We start from the raw sequence: 15,598 nt of genomic DNA, 5'->3' as shown, positions 1-15,598 counted from the left end.
GCCGCCGACCGTTTAGGCTTTACGTCAGACGATAGCTATCACTCAAAAGTAACGACGAGTCAGATCGTCATCTCGTAGAGATCGTCGCCGACGTGGTGGACCGATTCGACCACGCGACCTTCGTCACCGACCATATCGGAGCCGTCGGTGAGCGCGCGCCCGATGGCGAGGAACTTGCCGTGGCCTTCCTCGTTGATGACCACCAGATCGCCATCCTCGATGACATCGTCGGCCTCGACGATGCCTGGCCGCATCACGTCGGCACCGTTGGATACGAACTGGATTGCGCCGGCGTCAACGGTGACGATGCGCTTGGTCGGCGGGTACTCGTTCGCGCCGCGGACCGTCAGAAACGGCTCTTCCTCTTCGTCATCCACGTAGAGCACCAGCGGGTCGCCGTCGACGAGGACGACGTTCCAGTCGCTGTCGTCGAACTCGACCTTCTCGAAAGAGTCGGCATCGACCGTGACGCCGAGTTCGGCCTCGATACCCTCTTGGATCGCCCCGATTGCATCCGACCGGAGATGGTGACGCGACTTCACGTCCATACATGTGAGTCAGTGGCTGCGTGCATAAACAACTCGGCTTTCCCGGCATCGGCCGACAGCACCGCCGTCTGCTCTCACTCGTTTCCCGACTCGAAACCAGCCCGAACTGTTATCATTATTCCAGCCCAACATCTGGTATGGTCTTGGAGTCGCTCATGGGCAGCGTCGCGCTGTTCATGCTCGTCGCCGGTGCGGGACTCATCATCGCCGAAGCGTTCGCGCCGGGAGCGCACTTCTTCGTCGCCGGGACCGGTATTCTTGCCGCCGGCATCGTCGGCGTGCTCCTCCCCTCGGTCATCCCGGCCCCCATCATCCTCACGATCATGGCGATCACCGTGTTAGTGACCTCCGTCGGCACGCTGTACGCCTACCGCGAACTCGATCTCTACGGCGGCAAGGGGAAAGGGAAAACGAGCGATTCGGACTCACTCCGTGGTAAATCCGGCCGTGTCACCGAGCGCGTCACGCCGACCGACGGGCAGGTCAAACTCGACGAGGGCGGCTTCAATCCGTACTACGAAGCCCGCAGTTTCGACGACAATCTCGCCGAAGGAACAGAAGTGATTGTCGTCGATCCCGGCGGCGGAAACGTTCTCACTGTCGAGTCAGTCGACAACGTCAAAGACGAAATCGACCGCGAACTCGAACGCGAGGCCGAGGCTGAAGCCGAACAGGCCTGATTACCGAAACCACGAGAGGAAGCCGCCACTGTTGGTATCCTCATCAGTATCTCCGCGCGACTGTTCGAGATGTTCGTCTTCCAGTCCCTCCTGTGTCAACTCAAAAAACTCGTCGTCGGGCAGCGCCACGTCGAGCACGTCCAGTTCGGTCGGTTGGCCCTGATTGTCGAAGGCCTGCCAGTCGTCGCGGCCGTACGGCGCTCCGACGATGATGTGGACCTCGCCGCTGGTGAACGTCTGCAGGTCAGCATCGCTGGGTCGGAGCACGCCGTTGGGGTGTGAGTGGACCGACCCGACGGAACTCACGTCGTTCGGTTTCATCATCTCCTTGACCGAGGCGCTGGTCGGCCCGGATTCGGTTCCGGGGATGATCAGAATATCCGTGATGACCTTGCCATCCCGATCGAGGTCGAGTCTGCTCGCGCTGTCGGCCCGGAGAAATCCCATGTACTCGTTCGGGTGGGTCTGCTCGGAGGCCGAGAGAATGAACTCCAGTGTTTCCTCAGCGATCCCGAGCAGTTCGCTCGACCGAAACAACCCCATTTGGTAATGCTGTGACCTCTCGATCCCTAAGTATTCTGTTCGCTCCACCGGATTCCTTTTGGAAGATCGGTCCCTCGTGGGAGTATGTGCGGCCGCTACACACTCTTCGTCGCCCCCGAGACGCTGTCAGATCGGTTCGGCGTCGATGTCGAGGCCTACGAACCGACCTACAATGCCGCCCCGGGCCAGCAGTTACCGATCATCACCGACAACGAACCCGACCGACTCCGCCGACTCGAATGGGGGCTGATCCCGGAGTGGGCCGAGACGAAAAGCGACGGCGGACACATCAACGCTCGCGCGGAAACACTCACCGAGAAGTCGAGTTTCGCCGACGCCTTCGAGGGGTCGATCGAGGGCGGCGGCCGCTGTCTCGTCCCCGCCGACGGCTTCTACGAGTGGGTCGAGACAGAAGAGGGGACACAGCCGTACAGAGTCACCTTCGCGGACGGCCGCCCCTTCCTGATGGCGGGGCTGTGGACGCGCTGGCAACCGCCGACGACACAGACGGGACTCGACGCGTTTACTGAGGGCAGTTCTGAGCCACAGGCCGACCCGATAGATACCTTCACCATCGTCACCACGGAGCCGAACGACCTCGTGGCGGACCTCCATCACCGGATGGCCGTGATCCTGCCCGACGAGCAGCAGGAGGCGTGGCTCACCGAACCAGCAGAGAACGCCGAAAATCTCCTCGAACCGTACTCCGCCGACGCAATGCATGCCTATCCCGTTTCGACGGCGGTCAACGACCCCGCCAACGACCACGCGGAACTGGTCGATGCGGTCGAGTCACCGACTACCGCCGGGTCCACCGAATAGGGCTGATTTGAGCCGCGAGCCGACACCTGGCGACTGATAGAGCAGTTCTTCGTCGATTTCGACACCGCCGTCGGTCGCCGATTCGGCCTGGTCGGTGCTCTTTGCGGAGCCACCAGACACGGTGGCCGTCGCCGCTGGAGCCGATTTCCTTCCGGAATCGCCCGATTTCGCTGTCGTTTCTGCTGAGTTCGGCGTCGGTGCAGCTGTCGTTTTCGGATCGGCCGAGCCGACCGTCTTCGTAGCCGGTTCCGACTCCGTCGAGGATTCCACCGGTTCGGCCGCTTCGATTGCTTGGGGCTCCGGCGAGGGTTCGACGGTCGTTTGGGTGGTGTCGGACGGCGTCGATTCCGCTTCTTCGATGAGTGCCTCCGCAGATGGACCGGGTTCGACCGGTTGGTCGGTGATCGGTTCCAGTTCCTGTGGGGATTTCCCCTCGCTGATCGCCTGGTGGTAGGCGGTCTGGAGCTGGCAAAGCTGTGATTCGAGTTCGTCGACGCGGGCGGCTTTCTCTTTCAGTTTAGCCCGCTGCTCGCGCAACAACTCGACTTCGGCTTCGAGACAGGCCAGTTGCTCCGAGAGGTCCTCGACGCGCTCGTGGGCCTCGATACACTCCCGAACCACCTCGGATTTCGACCGATATGCGCCTCCGCCGTCCGCCTGGCGTTCGAGAATCCGCTCGTGTTCGTCGCTGATTGTCACCGTCAGGCGTGGCATGCTTGTCCTGAAACCTGCCACCCTATCCAATTAAAACTGCGTCAGACGGCGGGCATACGCATGTCAATCACCAATCTCGACGACCAGCACCGGCAAGTCCGCATTCTTGACGACTCGCTCGGTTGTACTCCCGAGTTGGGCGAGTCGTTCGCGGCCGTTCTTGCCGTGGGTCCCCATCACGATCAGGTCGATATCCGCCTCCTCGGCGTAGTCGAGAATCGCCCGGTGTGGCGTCCCTTCTCGTTGTGCGGTTTCGACCTCCGCCCCCTCGTCTTCGATTCGGACCTGCGCGTCGTCGAGCGCGTGGGTCGCTTCCTCTTCGAGCGAGCGCCGGACCTCTTCGGTCGTGTCGTCGTCTGCCGCCCGAAGGTGGCGTTTGTCGACGATATACAGCGGGTGGACGGTCGCGTCTTTGTCGATTGCGATCGTCAGCGCGTGGTCGAGTGCCTCCGTCGTCGCGGAACTGCCGTCGGTCGGCAGCAGGATGTTGTCGTACATGTCCCCCTCTGCGAAGGGCGAACAGTTGTACGTTTCCCCCGTTCTCGCCGACAGCAGACGCTTCGAGAGCGAGATCGGCCGAGAGCCCGCCGTCTGTGACTCATCGACGGCTGTGCGTGCTGCGCCCGGCTTTTTAGTCGTCGAAGCGGTACAGAGCGTATGATCGATCTACGGAGCGATACGGTAACGAAACCGAGCGAGGAGATGCGCGAGGCAGCCCGCGATGCCGATGTCGGTGACGACGTGTACGGCGAAGATCCGACGATCAACGAACTCGAGGCACGCACAGCAGAGATTCTCGGCACCGACGACGCGCTGTACGTCCCCTCGGGAACGATGGGCAATCAGATCGCCGGCCGGATCCACACCGAGCGCGGCGCGGAACTGCTCTGTGAACGAGAGAGCCACATCTACAAGTGGGAACTCGCCGGACTCGCCCAGCACGCCGAAGTCCAGCCCAGAACGATCGACGCCGGCCCGCGCGGGGTCATCGAGCCCGAACAGGTCCGAGAGGGCTACGTCGGAGCGAGCGGCCACCGGCCCGGCACCGACGCGCTGGCTCTCGAAAACACCCACAACAGCCGCGGCGGGACCGCGATCGCTCCAAAAAAGGTCACCGCCGCTGCCGAGGCCGCCCACGACCTCGGGCTGACAGTCCACCTCGACGGCGCACGGCTGTTCAACGCCGCGGCCGCCCACAACTGCCCCGCCGCCGACTTCGTCGAGCCGGTCGACACCGTGATGTGCTGTCTCTCGAAGGGGCTGGGTGCGCCCGTCGGCTCGATGCTCGCCGGTCCCGAGGAACTGATCGAGGAGGGCCACCGCGTCCGGAAACTCCTCGGCGGCGGGATGCGACAGGCCGGGATGATCGCCGCACCGGGGCTGGAGGCACTTGCCAACCGGGAGCGTCTGAGCGAAGACCACCGGCGAGCGGAGCGACTCGCCGCGGGACTCGCCCGAATCGACGGCTTGCAGGTCGACGACCCCGAGACGAACATCGTGCTGGTCCACACCGACCGCCCCGCTGAGGCAGTGCTGGACGACTGCGAGGACGAAAGCGTCCTTGGCGTGCCCTTCGCCGAGCACACGATCCGCTTCTGTACGCACTGGGACGTGACCGACGACGATATCGACCGCGCAATCGAGGGTATCGAGCGAGCAGTGTGACGCGGGCTGAAACCGCAACACAGCTATAAGTACGTGCCAGCGGAACCTCACGCTATGGAGACGGTACTTCTCGATCCCGATGATGTCACGGCGAGTACGGAGATGGGAGAGGTAATCGACGCCGTCGAGGCCGCCTTCGCGGCCTACGCCGACGGCGACACGCAGATGCCCGCCAAATCCTACATCGACCTGCCCCAGCACAACGGCGATTTCCGCTCGATGCCCGCCTACATCGATGCCGACGACTGGGAGGCCGCCGGCGTGAAGTGGGTCAACTCCCACGCCGACAACCCCAAAAACCACGACCTTCCGACGGTGATGGGGACGATGATCTACTCCGACCCCGAGACGGCCTTCCCGCTGGCGATGCTGGACGGGACCGGCCTCACGCGCCTGCGGACGGGCGCGGCCGCCGCCGTCGCGACCCGGTATCTCGCCCCCGAGAACGCCACCTCGCTCGGACTGGTCGGCGCGGGCATCCAGGCGTACACGCAACTGGAGGCAATCGCGCAGGTCCGAGACATCCAGACGGTCCTCATCAGCGACCTCCGGGAGGAAGCCATCGAGGAGTTCATCGCCGAGTTCGGCGAGGAATTCGACGTTCGAGAGGGGTCGATCACCGAGGCCGCGTCGTGTGATATCGTCTCGACGACGACGCCGGTCACCGACCCAATTGTCGAGGCTGTCGGCGAGCACACGCACATCAACGCGATGGGCGCGGATGCGCCGGACAAAAACGAAATCGCCTTCGACGTCGTCGAAGATGCGACCATCGTAATCGACGATTACGAGCAGTGCACCCACTCGGGAGAGATCAACGTCCCGTGGAGCGCAGGGAAACTCGACGACGACGATATTCACGGCGAACTCGGCGATGTCGTGACGGGCCGCGTCGACGAACCCGATCCCGAGAGTGTGACGCTGTTCGACTCGACGGGACTCGCCATTCAGGACGTAGCCGCGGCACACGTCATCTACGAGCACGCAACAGAGAACGAGATCGGTACCGAGTTTGCCCTCGTAGGAACCGATACGTAAGCGGCCGTTCGGGCGCTACGACTCCTCTTCGATGGAGAGTGTGACTTCCTCACCGACGGAGAGATCCATCTCGTAATCGACGAGTTTCACACCCAGCCGATCCCGACCGCAGAACAGGGCAACGCCGGTGATCGGCGTCCCATTTGCGAGCACGGTACACTCCGTCCAGGAGACGGTCCGATCCGATAGTGTGCCGATCGCTCGATCGGCGAGTTCGGCGCAAGTCCCGCCAGCGAGCACACCCCCGCCGTCGTAATGGGGGAATCCACCGTCGAGTACTCCGCCACCGCTCTCGACGCCCGCGAACCGGTTCCCGGGGTCGGGATGACCCGGTGCGTCGAGGCGGACCCACGTCTTCCCCGCGTCGGTGACGGTGCCGGTGCCGTCCCACGGGACGGCGCTCAGTTCGGCCTCGACGCTGATCGGCAGCGATCCCGAAGCCCGGTAGGGGTTGTCCTCGTGAGTTCGGAAGCCGAGGTGGATGTGATTGGGGACCCACGGGGCGAAAAAGCCCGCACGGACGAGGTCGCCGAGCGGGTCGCCGACTGCTACTGTGTCGCCCGCTTCGACCGACGGATCGACGTGGAGCGTGCGGGCGACGTACTCGCCGGTGTCGATGAGGATGAGATGGTCGTGCTCGGCGGCGTAGGGTTTCGACGGCGCTTCGACGGTTTTCGTCTCGATGACCTCCCCGGCGACGGGCGAGGGCGCAGTCTCAGACTCGGGGTAGAGATCGATCGCACAGCCCTCGTCGTGGGCGGTAAACGGAGAGTTGTACAGCGAAAAGCGGTAGTACTGAAAGAGAACTTCCGGCCCGAGCGTGACTGTCATCACCCCACAGTTGGCCGACGCGAACAAAGATCCGTCGGTGGACTCAGAGCAACTCCCCGCGGGCAACCGGGACGACCTGTCCGCCAACCTCGACGGCAATCGACTCCCCGTCCGGATTCGCGCGGAGTTGGAGCAGCGAAGGTCGGCCGAGTTCGTATCCCTGTTCGACGCGGGCCTCGACGGTCGGCGAGCCGAAATACTCCTCGGCGGAGAGATAAGCAGCGAGACAGCCGTTCGCGGAGCCAGTGGCGGGATCCTCGCGGACGCCGAGTGCGGGCGCGAACATCCGTGCGGCGATGTCGTCCTCGGGTTCCCGCGGGTCGGGACAGAAGGCGTGGATCAGTTTTGCCTCTCGATTCTCGACGAAGTCATCGTAGGCGTCGAGGTTCAGATCGATGCCGGTGAGGGCATCCCGGTCACGGAGCGGGACGATGATCGTTGGCAGGCCAGTGGAGACCACCTGCACGGGATAGTCGGGATCGAGTTGGTCGAGACCCAGTCCGAGCACTGCGGCGAGGTCGTCGTGGGCGAGTCGGTCGCCGAACTCGGGGGGTTGTTGGTGCATCCAGAGTTGGTCGCTCTCCCTGCCGACGGGGACGTGGCCGACCTGCAGGTCGAGAACGACCTCCTCGGGGTCACCGTCGGCGAGTCGGTCGCGGATCACGGCGGCGGTACCAAGCGTCGGATGGCCGGCGAAGGGCACCTCGTCAGTCGGCGTGAAGATGCGAACCGGCCACGCACCGTCGCGCTGCTCGCCGGTGACAAAAGTCGTCTCGGAGTAGTCCATCTCCGCAGCAATGGCCTGCATCTCCTCGGTATCGAGATCGGTCGCGTCCGTGATTACGGCGAGTTGGTTGCCAGCGTAGCGCTCGCAGGCGAAGACGTCGACGAGAGAGAACTGCCGGGTCATACCGGGCGGTTGCACTGCCAGATAAAAAATACTCGCTGTTGATCACTAGCCCACAAGGGATATTTGGCTCGCCCTCACTCTCACAGACATGACTGGGAACGAGAGCGGGCAGCAGTACTCACGACGGACGTATCTGGCGGGCGCAGGTGCAGCAGCAACGGCAGTCGCCGGACTCTCTGGCTGTCTCGACTTCATCACCGGTGGGGCCGCGGAGTTCGAGGCCAGCCCTTCCCGCGTTCCACAGAGCGTCCTCGACGAGACGGGGTACGAGCGCGACGGCGTCTCGGATCAAGAGGTCGAGCGGACGTTCGAGGCCGGTGGGGAGAGCAGGGACGTGATCGTGACGAACAAACTCGCCGAACACAGTAAATCGGTGAGCGTCTCCGAGGTCGGCCTCGATAACGCCGACGCAGCGATTTTTACCTCACTGACCACACCGCAGGTCGACGTTCTCGGCCAGGATTTCAATCCCGTCGAGGACATGTCTGCGAAAGAGATCGCCGCGATGGTTCAAGAGGAGTACGAACTCGTTGCAGATCCGAGAGAGCAGGGAGAACAGAGCGTGACGATCAACGGCGAAGAGACGACGATGACCAAATTCCGGGCCGAGGCGCAGTTCGACGGCAGTCCAGTCGAACTCGTGTTGCACATTACCGAAGCGGTGGAACTCGGCAGCGATTTCGTCGTCACTGTCGGTGGCTATCCGAGGCTGCTCCCCGGCGAGGAAGAGAACATCATTCAACTGTCGGAATCGGTCGAAGAGGACTCGTAGCGAGTTAGTCTTCGGAGGTTGGCGTATCCGTCGGGAGGCCCACGTTCGGGTGCGCGTCGCTATCGACCCGGCGGCGAAACTCGTTGACGATCCGCAGCGCGAGCAAGTATCCGATGACCGAAAAGATCGCCGCGAGGATGAGATTGCCGAGCCAGAGCCGGACAAGCATGTCCGGACCGGCCGACAGCGAAATATCGGCAGTCTTGAACGTTACTCCCGGCGCGGGCCCGAGAATGAATCGCCCGAGCGAATAGCTCGCTCCGTAGACGCCCCACTTCACGACCGGGTTGAGGATGACCACCGACGCGAACAGCGCGATCTTGCTCAGGCGGTCGAACAGAAATGCGAGGACGACGAAGACGAACAGGCCTGTCCCCAGCGAGGGCAGCGCAGTGATGAACACGCCGAGGCCGAAGCTAAACGAGACTTCGTGCGAGGTATGTTTCTCGACGAAGGCGGTGATCAGCCGCTCCTTGACCTCTTCGAGGACACGGTCGACCCGTTGTCGGACCATTCAGTCGGTGTTACGAGCGTGATGATTATCAACGCTTCCCTTGTTGCTCGGAAACCCGTGGGTGTCGAATCCAATTGGGCCCCGTCACCGGAATCCACCTCCGGAACCGGGATTCGACGGAGGGCGCGGGGGACCGTTCAGCCGCTTGTTGGGATCAGGATTTTGAGTTTGAGATTTATTTTGTGAGCCGGCGAGAGAGGCGGTTAGCCGAGAATTATCAGCATCTGAGCGAAAAAGTAGGAACCGGTCAACTAATTGACGGGCACGGTGGGATGTTTCACCCGATGCCAGACCTCGCTTCGCTCGGTCTGCCGCGGTTCAAATCTCCTGCGTGGTTTGTTCAGCGCGCTTCACTGCCGTTCAGCGGCTTCACGGGCACGGTGGGATTTGAACCCACGACCGTCGGATAACTTCCGCCGCCACAGGCCGTACCGGCGTTAGAAGTCCGACGCTCTAGTCCGGACTGAGCTACGTGCCCTCGTCTGAGATGTACGAGTCAACCCATATCCATGTTGTGTTCTCATACTGCCGGCTGTGAGCCGTGACAAGATTCGCTCACAGGCACCGAGACTTGTGGATTTCACAGTCGGCAGTATCAGGCGGCCTCGATCTGGTCACCGGCCCACGACTCCGCCACGGCAAAGGAGAGCGTACTCGCGAGTCCGAGCAGCGTGCCACCAGTCAGCATGAAGGCGAGATATTCGAGTGAGCCCTGTTCGAGAAAGAAGGCGCTCAGGCCGTGCAGCACGCCCGCGATGGCGACGACGTAGAAGGGGGCGTTGAGATATCGCCAGTGGAAATCGCCGGAGAGATACTCGTCGGTCACGCGGCCGAAACTACTCGTCACGCCGGCGGCCGCGACCCACTGAATCGAGCCGAAAATCAACGCGGCGACGATTTCGACGGCATCCAGCCCACCCGATTCGCGCATCTGTTCGACGGTGTCGACGCCGCTGACGCCGCCGACGACAAGCAACGCCGCCGCGACTAGCGAAGTAATGAGTGTCACCCGACCGGTAAACAGCGCGGTTCGGAGCCCCTCGACGGTGCGGTCGACCCACTCGACGACCCCGAGCCCCCGAGCGAGGATGTAGAGCCCGAGCATCCCGGAGACGATGCCGAAGACAGTCCCGGGGAAGCCAACCAGGTTGGCGATGATCGTCAGCGGATAGATCAACAGCAGGATGCCGAGCGGGACCAGAAGCGTCCCCCGGGTCTCGGGGTCGTCGAGCACCTGCTTGATCGTGTAGTACATCGACTCCAAATCCTGTGACTGACGGACGACCACGCGCCGAACGCTGTCGATCTGGATCCGCGAGCGAATCACCGGGATGACCGTCTCGTCCTGTGCGCCATCCGTGACGACGACCGCGCGGATATCCTCACCAGTGGCGAGCTCGGCGAGGACGCGGTCGACCTCCTCGCCGACCTGGCGGTTGGCTTCGACCTCACGGCCGTCGACGCCGGTCACCGCAGCGACTTCGACGGACTCTCCGTCGATCTCTTCGGCGAGGTGGATCCCCTGAAAGAGGACGTTCACGTCGCTGTCTTCGGGGTCGGCCGTGGCGAGATCGACCGCCGCATCGCTGACCGCATCGCGGCCGACAACGGGCGTCTCGACGCCAGTCTTGCGGCCGAGGTCGTCATCCAGATCGACACACAGGACCAGCAGCATTAGTCTGATGTACGAAACGGTGATTTATCTGCTTTCGGGCTTGCACGTGCGAGCCTCGACCGGGATTGAAACGGCTTTAGGTGCCAGTCCCGAAGCGAGCGTATGACTGACGGTACGGACCCGACGAAAGTCGAGTGGAACGACTGGGGCCAGGAGGCCTTCGATATCGCCGACCGGTCGGGCAAACCGGTCCTCCTCGCGCTGGTCACCGACTGGGCCGAGGAGTGTGCGGAGATGGACGAGACGACCTACGCCGAACCGCGGATCGCAGCGAATATCAACGACGGCTTCGTCCCAATCCGCGTCGACGCCGACCGCCACCCCCGCGTTCGAGAGCGATACAACATGGGCGGCTTTCCCTCGACAGTCTTTCTGACCCCCAGCGGAGATATCCTCACCGGCGCGACCCTCCTCGGGGTCGACGGCTTCCGCGGGATTCTCGATAGTGTTCGAGAGACGTGGGACACCAAAGGCGAAGACGCGGGCTCGAAACCCCGGGCCGTCCGGGACGACGTGCCGCCCAGCGGACCGATCACCGACCGCATCGAGGAGCACATGATCGAGCAGTTGCTCGGCGCCTACGACGACGAGTTCGGCGGGTGGGGAACGGACGCAAAGTTCCCGATGCCCCGAACCATCGAGTTCGCGCTCGTCCGCGCCCGCGATCAGGCGACCCGCACGCTCGAAGCGATTCACACGCACCTGCTGGACACCTACGACGGCGGCTTCTACCGGGTGGCGCGCAACCGAAACTGGGGCGCTGCTCGACGAGAGAAACTGCTCGACGAGAACGCCGCGACCATCCGTGCTTTCGCCCACGGCTACCGCTATACAGGCAACGAGACCTACCGCGAGGCCGCCGAGCAAGGCGTCGAGTACCTGACGACGACGCTGTGGACTGGTGACGCCTTCGCGGCGAGTCAGGGCGGCGACGAGGAGTATTTCACCCTCGATCCGACCGCCAGAGAAGACGCCGAAGGGCCGCCAGTCGACGAGACGGTGCTGGCCGACCGCAACGGCGTCGCAATCGACGGTCTGCTCCAGTACGTCGCCTACACCGACGACGAACAGGCCCGCCAGTACGCTCGCCGTGCCCGCGAGCACGTCGTCGAGACACTCGTCGACGATGGCGAGGTGACTCACTTCGTCGCCGACGACGAAACCGGCGAATCGGGACTGCTCCTCGATCAGGCCCGCGTGTTGCAGGGGCTGGCTACCTCGTGGTCGGTGCTGGGCGAACCCGGCCCGGCCGTCGCGGTTGCCGACTGGATGATCGACCAACTACAGGCCGACAGCGGCGAGTTCCACGACGGTCCGGTCAGCGACGTGGCACTGCTCGATACCCCGCTGTCCCCGCTCGATACGAACGTCAGCGCAGCACAGGCATTGTTGGATCTGGCACTGTTGACCGGCGAGGATCGCTACGAGACCGCCGCCCGAGAGGCAATCGAGGCCTTCGCCGGCGCGGCCGACCGGATGGGTGTCGAAGTTGCAGAGTTCGCCTCCGCCGCCGCCCGCCTCCAGAGCCCGCAGGTGATCGAGGTCGGGACCGACCCCGGCAGCGACCTCCACCGCGCCGCGCTCCGACTGGCGGATCACGAAACCGTCGTCGCGCCACGAACCGACGCCGACGTCGAGAGTGCCGCCGCCGAACTGGCCGACGGAACTGCCCGACTACTCGTCGACGGGGAGGAGCAGGGGACGGCCGACTCACCGGCAGAACTGGAATCGTTGTTGACCGACTGAGAGCCCACGGCGACTGGAGCGCGAAGAAACACGAACAGTTAGCAAGACAACTTGGAAGGGAGTTTTGAATTTGATAAACAGCCGGTTCGTTTATCACGCTGGGCAAAAACAGGGTAGACAATGGCAAGTCTCAGGGATCTCGGCCTGTCCGAGTACGAATCACGCGCCTACCGGTCACTGTTGCAGACCGGCCCGACAACGGCCAAGGAGTTGTCGCGGACCAGCGACGTGCCGATGGGCCGGATCTACGACGTGCTCAACAGTCTGGAGACACACAATCTGATCCGCAGTCAGACCGCGAGTCGCCCGAAGAAGTACGTCGCGGTCGAACCGGAGACCGCACTGGATCGCCTGCTCGAAAACAAGCGCGAGGAACTCGAAGAGAAAATCGACCAGTACGAGGACATCGCGACGGAACTGGAGGACAAACTCGAAACGGCCGATCCAGTCGACGAGCCGTTCTGGACGGCCGCGCTGGGCGGGGGCGAGGCCGCCGAACTACTCGTCGAGCGAATCCAGGCCGCCGACGAACGGATCGTCTTCGTCGCCGCGACGACAGCCTCCTACGTCGACCTCGATATCGTCGGCGAACAGATCGCCGAAGAACTCGAAGCCGCCATCGAACGCGGCGTTCCCGTCTCGATTCTGCTCCATCCGGATGTCGTCGATCAACTGCCCGAAAGTGTCGGGCGACGGTACCGGTATCACCTCCAGAACCACGAGGACTTCGAGGTCCGCGTCGGCAGAAACGTCACCGCGACTTTCGCACTGATCGACCGCGGTGAAGTCTGTATCGAGGTCCCCCACCCGACCGACGCCTCGGAACTGTTCGCGATTATCAACCTCAAAGACACCGAGTTCGCGGCAAACGTCCAGAACGCCTTCGACCCTCGCTGGAAAGAAGCGACCGAACTCGAACTGTGATCGAAAGCGGTGAAGAACCCACCGCATCTACCGGAGAAATTTGCGCCATCCTGTGACGATTTCGAGAGCGCCATACCCCTGGATGCCTCGGTATGAGGCTGCGAGGGAGTGATTTTCGCGAGTGAACAGCGACTGCGACGGGCGCCCCTGTCGCCGCTAAGAGAACTCGAATGTACCGTGGACCGGTAGGCTGTGGAAGATGGAAGCCCCGCAGAGGAGAGTATGAGTTCACAAGAGCCACGGATCGATCCGGCGCAGTTCGTCTCGAATTTCGTTGCGTTCCAGTATCGAGAGGTAATTATGGTCTTCGCAACGGTCGCAGTCGTCGCGAGTTCAATCGTCTTCTTTCCCGGGTTCGGGAATCTGAGCCAGGGCCTCCAGTCGGAGATTTCGAGTGGGCTCCTCGTGCTCTTTTTGCTCGTCGCAATCCTCGCGGGGATCATCAAGGGGATGGTCGGGTTCGGCTACGCAATCGTCACGACGCCGATTTTCGCGTCGGTGATCGATCCGACCCTCGCCGTCGTCGTGCTGGCAATTCCGCCGTGGATGCTCAACATGTTCCAGATCGGCGAGACCGATACCGGACTGGCCTTCGTCCGCGAGGAGTGGGCGCTTCTGCTGTTGGCCGTCGTCGGGTCCGTCCTCGGCGTCAGCTTTCTCGCCGAGTTTAGTGCCGGTCCGATCGTTCCGTTTCTGATCGGCGTCGTGATCTTCGGGTACGTGCTGTTTCAGGTCGGGCAGGGATTCGTGACCGTCGAGCAGACGCACAATCCCGTCGCGCTCGGGACGGCCGGATTCCTGCAGGGCTTCCTGCTCGCTGTTGCCAATCTCGGCCCGCTGCTGCCGGCGTATTTCCACACCTTCGAGCGTGACACCGAGCGATACATCGGCGGCCTCTCGATGGTGTTGGGGACGATATTCACCGTCCGGATCGTCCAGATGGCGCTGTTCACCGATCTGCTGACGACCTATCGGCTGTGGCTCGGGTCGATCATCGCCGTCGTGACCATCGTCGGCCTGCTCATCGGAACGTATCTCCGTCGACTCGAAGTCGACGAGGAGAAATTCAACTGGTTCGTCGTGGCGCTTTTGTTCGTCATCTCGCTCAACATCTTCAGAAACACAATTCCCGCGCTGTTGTGATTACGCCAGCGAGGCTTCCTCGCCGGAGAACGGTCGTTGCATACCCAAGCGGTCGGGACAGCAGGGTATTGCTGTTGTGCAGAGTTAAACGGCGATTATAGTGATCGCCGCGGCGGGAGTCAGATCCGACCGTTCCCGCCGGTAAATCGACCCGTGGACGCCGAGTCGGTACCGCCGACGGTGCTGAAATCCATATCCTCGAAATGCTCCGGTGCGGCGCTATCGGTCGTGTAGACGTACAGCGCGGTTTTGGCGATGCCGCTGAGTGTCTTGCCCAACAGCAGAGCGAAGATGAGCGCGGTCCCGCCGATCAACACCGTCGCCAGCAGTTGGACCGCCCCGAGTCCAGCGGTGGCAACGAACGTGAGGCCACCGAGGGCGACTGCGACGATGGCGAGCAGCACGGTGATAATATCGATCGCACCCATCGCACCGAGTGACTCTCCCCACGTGTCTTTGAAGGTCCGCCCGCTCTCTTTGAGCATCTCCACCGCAGACGGATCACGGAAGACGATCACCGGAACGACGAAGTAGGTCATCACGCTCCACGCCACCGCGAAGATGCCCGCGATGATCTGTGCGACGAAGTTGTCCTGCGACTCGATCATGCGGATGAGTACCCCCACGGTCGCGGCGATGACCGACCAGATTAAAATCGGGAGTTTCCGCTCCCACGCGGTTGCTAATGCACCACGGATCGAGGGCTCGCCGCCCTCGAAAACGGTGCGCGTTGCGGCGACAAGCGCCGCTGTAAAGAACGACGCGATGAACGTCTCGACGAGGTAGGCGGCGAACAGCGCGACGTAGACCACCGACCCCCCTTCCAGCAGCGAGTCCGCGAGGAACAGACTCCCGAACAGCGTCACGAGAAAAGCGATACCCGAAATCCCGCCGACCAGCGGGAAGACCAGCAGTTTCGGGTGTGCACGGAGCACGCGGCCGCTCCGACGTGCCATCCCGAATCCGATCTTGAACCGACGGAAGATACCCATTGTAGGGAAGTGTTGTCTATCTATCCTACTTAAAGATCGGGTCGGCTTCCGAGTCGCGAACAGTGCACAATATTTTAGTAC

17 protein-coding genes and 1 tRNA gene are annotated in these 15,598 nt (G+C 62.8%); 8 read left to right on the top strand and 10 right to left on the bottom strand.

Annotation, left to right across the window (positions count from 1 at the left end; all coding sequences use genetic code 11):
- Positions 1 to 59 precede the first annotated feature (59 nt).
- Entirely contained in the window at positions 60 to 548 is a 489-nt protein-coding gene (locus V8P86_RS06540) for an RNA-binding protein (protein WP_336326448.1), read from the bottom strand.
- 137 nt (positions 549 to 685) lie between these two features.
- Here V8P86_RS06540 and V8P86_RS06535 point away from each other — a divergent pair, with 137 nt between their 5' ends.
- Positions 686 to 1,228: an NfeD family protein gene (locus V8P86_RS06535; RefSeq protein WP_336326447.1), complete on the top strand. Its 543-nt coding sequence runs from the start codon at positions 686 to 688 to the stop codon at positions 1,226 to 1,228.
- On the opposite strand, the gene V8P86_RS06530 is transcribed toward V8P86_RS06535, so the two are convergent.
- A complete protein-coding gene (locus V8P86_RS06530; protein ID WP_336326446.1) occupies positions 1,229 to 1,771 on the bottom strand; it encodes a Mov34/MPN/PAD-1 family protein in 543 nt (180 codons plus the stop codon). It lies immediately after the preceding gene.
- 84 nt (positions 1,772 to 1,855) lie between these two features.
- Between V8P86_RS06530 and V8P86_RS06525 the strand changes: the two genes are divergently transcribed.
- Complete coding sequence (locus tag V8P86_RS06525) at positions 1,856 to 2,593, top strand: SOS response-associated peptidase (protein ID WP_336326445.1); 738 nt, start codon at positions 1,856 to 1,858, stop codon at positions 2,591 to 2,593.
- On the opposite strand, the gene V8P86_RS06520 is transcribed toward V8P86_RS06525, so the two are convergent.
- A complete protein-coding gene (locus V8P86_RS06520) occupies positions 2,564 to 3,307 on the bottom strand; it encodes a hypothetical protein (RefSeq protein ID WP_336326444.1) in 744 nt (247 codons plus the stop codon). The genes V8P86_RS06525 and V8P86_RS06520 overlap by 30 nt on opposite strands.
- A gap of 63 nt (positions 3,308 to 3,370) precedes the next feature.
- Positions 3,371 to 3,805 (bottom strand): universal stress protein, encoded by a 435-nt coding sequence (locus tag V8P86_RS06515; RefSeq protein ID WP_336326443.1) that lies wholly within the window; start codon positions 3,803 to 3,805, stop codon positions 3,371 to 3,373.
- A gap of 159 nt (positions 3,806 to 3,964) precedes the next feature.
- Between V8P86_RS06515 and V8P86_RS06510 the strand changes: the two genes are divergently transcribed.
- The gene (locus V8P86_RS06510) at positions 3,965 to 4,972 is read left to right on the top strand and encodes a threonine aldolase family protein (protein ID WP_336326442.1); all 1,008 of its coding nucleotides are present in this window, start codon (positions 3,965 to 3,967) and stop codon (positions 4,970 to 4,972) included.
- 54 nt (positions 4,973 to 5,026) lie between these two features.
- The gene (locus V8P86_RS06505; protein ID WP_336326441.1) at positions 5,027 to 6,010 is read left to right on the top strand and encodes an ornithine cyclodeaminase family protein; all 984 of its coding nucleotides are present in this window, start codon (positions 5,027 to 5,029) and stop codon (positions 6,008 to 6,010) included.
- A 15-nt stretch (positions 6,011 to 6,025) separates the two neighbouring features.
- On the opposite strand, the gene V8P86_RS06500 is transcribed toward V8P86_RS06505, so the two are convergent.
- Together V8P86_RS06500 and V8P86_RS06495 are read right to left on the bottom strand one after the other, a co-directional pair.
- Complete coding sequence (locus tag V8P86_RS06500; protein ID WP_336326440.1) at positions 6,026 to 6,841, bottom strand: DUF8155 domain-containing protein; 816 nt, start codon at positions 6,839 to 6,841, stop codon at positions 6,026 to 6,028.
- A gap of 43 nt (positions 6,842 to 6,884) precedes the next feature.
- Entirely contained in the window at positions 6,885 to 7,751 is an 867-nt protein-coding gene (locus V8P86_RS06495) for a PhzF family phenazine biosynthesis protein (RefSeq protein WP_336326439.1), read from the bottom strand.
- An 88-nt stretch (positions 7,752 to 7,839) separates the two neighbouring features.
- Here V8P86_RS06495 and V8P86_RS06490 point away from each other — a divergent pair, with 88 nt between their 5' ends.
- The gene (locus tag V8P86_RS06490) at positions 7,840 to 8,523 is read left to right on the top strand and encodes a DUF6517 family protein (protein ID WP_336326438.1); all 684 of its coding nucleotides are present in this window, start codon (positions 7,840 to 7,842) and stop codon (positions 8,521 to 8,523) included.
- Positions 8,524 to 8,527: 4 nt separating this feature from the next.
- Here the strand turns inward: V8P86_RS06490 and V8P86_RS06485 are convergent, their stop codons facing one another.
- The 3 genes from V8P86_RS06485 to V8P86_RS06475 all read right to left on the bottom strand — a co-directional run bounded on the left by V8P86_RS06485 (position 8,528) and on the right by V8P86_RS06475 (position 10,712).
- Positions 8,528 to 9,037: a DUF2062 domain-containing protein gene (locus V8P86_RS06485; protein WP_336326437.1), complete on the bottom strand. Its 510-nt coding sequence runs from the start codon at positions 9,035 to 9,037 to the stop codon at positions 8,528 to 8,530.
- Positions 9,038 to 9,409: 372 nt separating this feature from the next.
- A tRNA-Arg gene (locus tag V8P86_RS06480) sits at positions 9,410 to 9,515 on the bottom strand.
- Positions 9,516 to 9,632: 117 nt separating this feature from the next.
- On the bottom strand, positions 9,633 to 10,712 hold the full coding sequence (locus V8P86_RS06475; RefSeq protein ID WP_336326436.1) for a DUF373 family protein: 1,080 nt from the start codon (positions 10,710 to 10,712) through the stop codon (positions 9,633 to 9,635).
- A gap of 102 nt (positions 10,713 to 10,814) precedes the next feature.
- On the opposite strand from V8P86_RS06475, the gene V8P86_RS06470 reads away from it, so the two are divergent.
- From V8P86_RS06470 to V8P86_RS06460, 3 genes are all read left to right on the top strand, one after another.
- Entirely contained in the window at positions 10,815 to 12,458 is a 1,644-nt protein-coding gene (locus V8P86_RS06470; protein WP_336326435.1) for a DUF255 domain-containing protein, read from the top strand.
- 120 nt (positions 12,459 to 12,578) lie between these two features.
- The gene (locus V8P86_RS06465) at positions 12,579 to 13,382 is read left to right on the top strand and encodes a TrmB family transcriptional regulator (protein ID WP_336326434.1); all 804 of its coding nucleotides are present in this window, start codon (positions 12,579 to 12,581) and stop codon (positions 13,380 to 13,382) included.
- A 222-nt stretch (positions 13,383 to 13,604) separates the two neighbouring features.
- Positions 13,605 to 14,525: a sulfite exporter TauE/SafE family protein gene (locus tag V8P86_RS06460; protein ID WP_336326433.1), complete on the top strand. Its 921-nt coding sequence runs from the start codon at positions 13,605 to 13,607 to the stop codon at positions 14,523 to 14,525.
- A gap of 119 nt (positions 14,526 to 14,644) precedes the next feature.
- On the opposite strand, the gene V8P86_RS06455 is transcribed toward V8P86_RS06460, so the two are convergent.
- Entirely contained in the window at positions 14,645 to 15,517 is an 873-nt protein-coding gene (locus V8P86_RS06455; protein WP_336326432.1) for a DUF6159 family protein, read from the bottom strand.
- Between the last annotated feature and the right edge of the window lie 81 nt (positions 15,518 to 15,598).

It is taken from the genome of Halovenus anhuiensis (assembly GCF_037080055.1).
Classification (GTDB): Archaea; Halobacteriota; Halobacteria; order Halobacteriales; family Haloarculaceae; genus Halovenus.
Note: the sequence above shows the minus strand (reverse complement) of the source record. Positions and strands in the feature narration are given on the sequence as shown.

Excerpts from the sequence above, each read along its gene's own strand:
- V8P86_RS06525 (WP_336326445.1), top strand. The coding sequence starts at position 1,856 with ATGTGCGGCCGCTACACACTCTTCGTCGCCCCCGAGACGCTGTCAGAT.
- V8P86_RS06485 (WP_336326437.1), bottom strand. The coding sequence starts at position 9,037 with ATGGTCCGACAACGGGTCGACCGTGTCCTCGAAGAGGTCAAGGAGCGG.
- V8P86_RS06490 (WP_336326438.1), top strand. The coding sequence starts at position 7,840 with ATGACTGGGAACGAGAGCGGGCAGCAGTACTCACGACGGACGTATCTG.
- V8P86_RS06465 (WP_336326434.1), top strand. The coding sequence starts at position 12,579 with ATGGCAAGTCTCAGGGATCTCGGCCTGTCCGAGTACGAATCACGCGCC.
- V8P86_RS06515 (WP_336326443.1), bottom strand. The coding sequence starts at position 3,805 with ATGTACGACAACATCCTGCTGCCGACCGACGGCAGTTCCGCGACGACG.
- V8P86_RS06495 (WP_336326439.1), bottom strand. The coding sequence starts at position 7,751 with ATGACCCGGCAGTTCTCTCTCGTCGACGTCTTCGCCTGCGAGCGCTAC.
- V8P86_RS06535 (WP_336326447.1), top strand. The coding sequence starts at position 686 with ATGGTCTTGGAGTCGCTCATGGGCAGCGTCGCGCTGTTCATGCTCGTC.
- V8P86_RS06460 (WP_336326433.1), top strand. The coding sequence starts at position 13,605 with ATGAGTTCACAAGAGCCACGGATCGATCCGGCGCAGTTCGTCTCGAAT.
- V8P86_RS06510 (WP_336326442.1), top strand. The coding sequence starts at position 3,965 with ATGATCGATCTACGGAGCGATACGGTAACGAAACCGAGCGAGGAGATG.
- V8P86_RS06520 (WP_336326444.1), bottom strand. The coding sequence starts at position 3,307 with ATGCCACGCCTGACGGTGACAATCAGCGACGAACACGAGCGGATTCTC.
- V8P86_RS06475 (WP_336326436.1), bottom strand. The coding sequence starts at position 10,712 with ATGCTGCTGGTCCTGTGTGTCGATCTGGATGACGACCTCGGCCGCAAG.
- V8P86_RS06505 (WP_336326441.1), top strand. The coding sequence starts at position 5,027 with ATGGAGACGGTACTTCTCGATCCCGATGATGTCACGGCGAGTACGGAG.
- V8P86_RS06530 (WP_336326446.1), bottom strand. The coding sequence starts at position 1,771 with ATGGGGTTGTTTCGGTCGAGCGAACTGCTCGGGATCGCTGAGGAAACA.
- V8P86_RS06470 (WP_336326435.1), top strand. The coding sequence starts at position 10,815 with ATGACTGACGGTACGGACCCGACGAAAGTCGAGTGGAACGACTGGGGC.
- V8P86_RS06540 (WP_336326448.1), bottom strand. The coding sequence starts at position 548 with ATGGACGTGAAGTCGCGTCACCATCTCCGGTCGGATGCAATCGGGGCG.
- V8P86_RS06455 (WP_336326432.1), bottom strand. The coding sequence starts at position 15,517 with ATGGGTATCTTCCGTCGGTTCAAGATCGGATTCGGGATGGCACGTCGG.
- V8P86_RS06500 (WP_336326440.1), bottom strand. The coding sequence starts at position 6,841 with ATGACAGTCACGCTCGGGCCGGAAGTTCTCTTTCAGTACTACCGCTTT.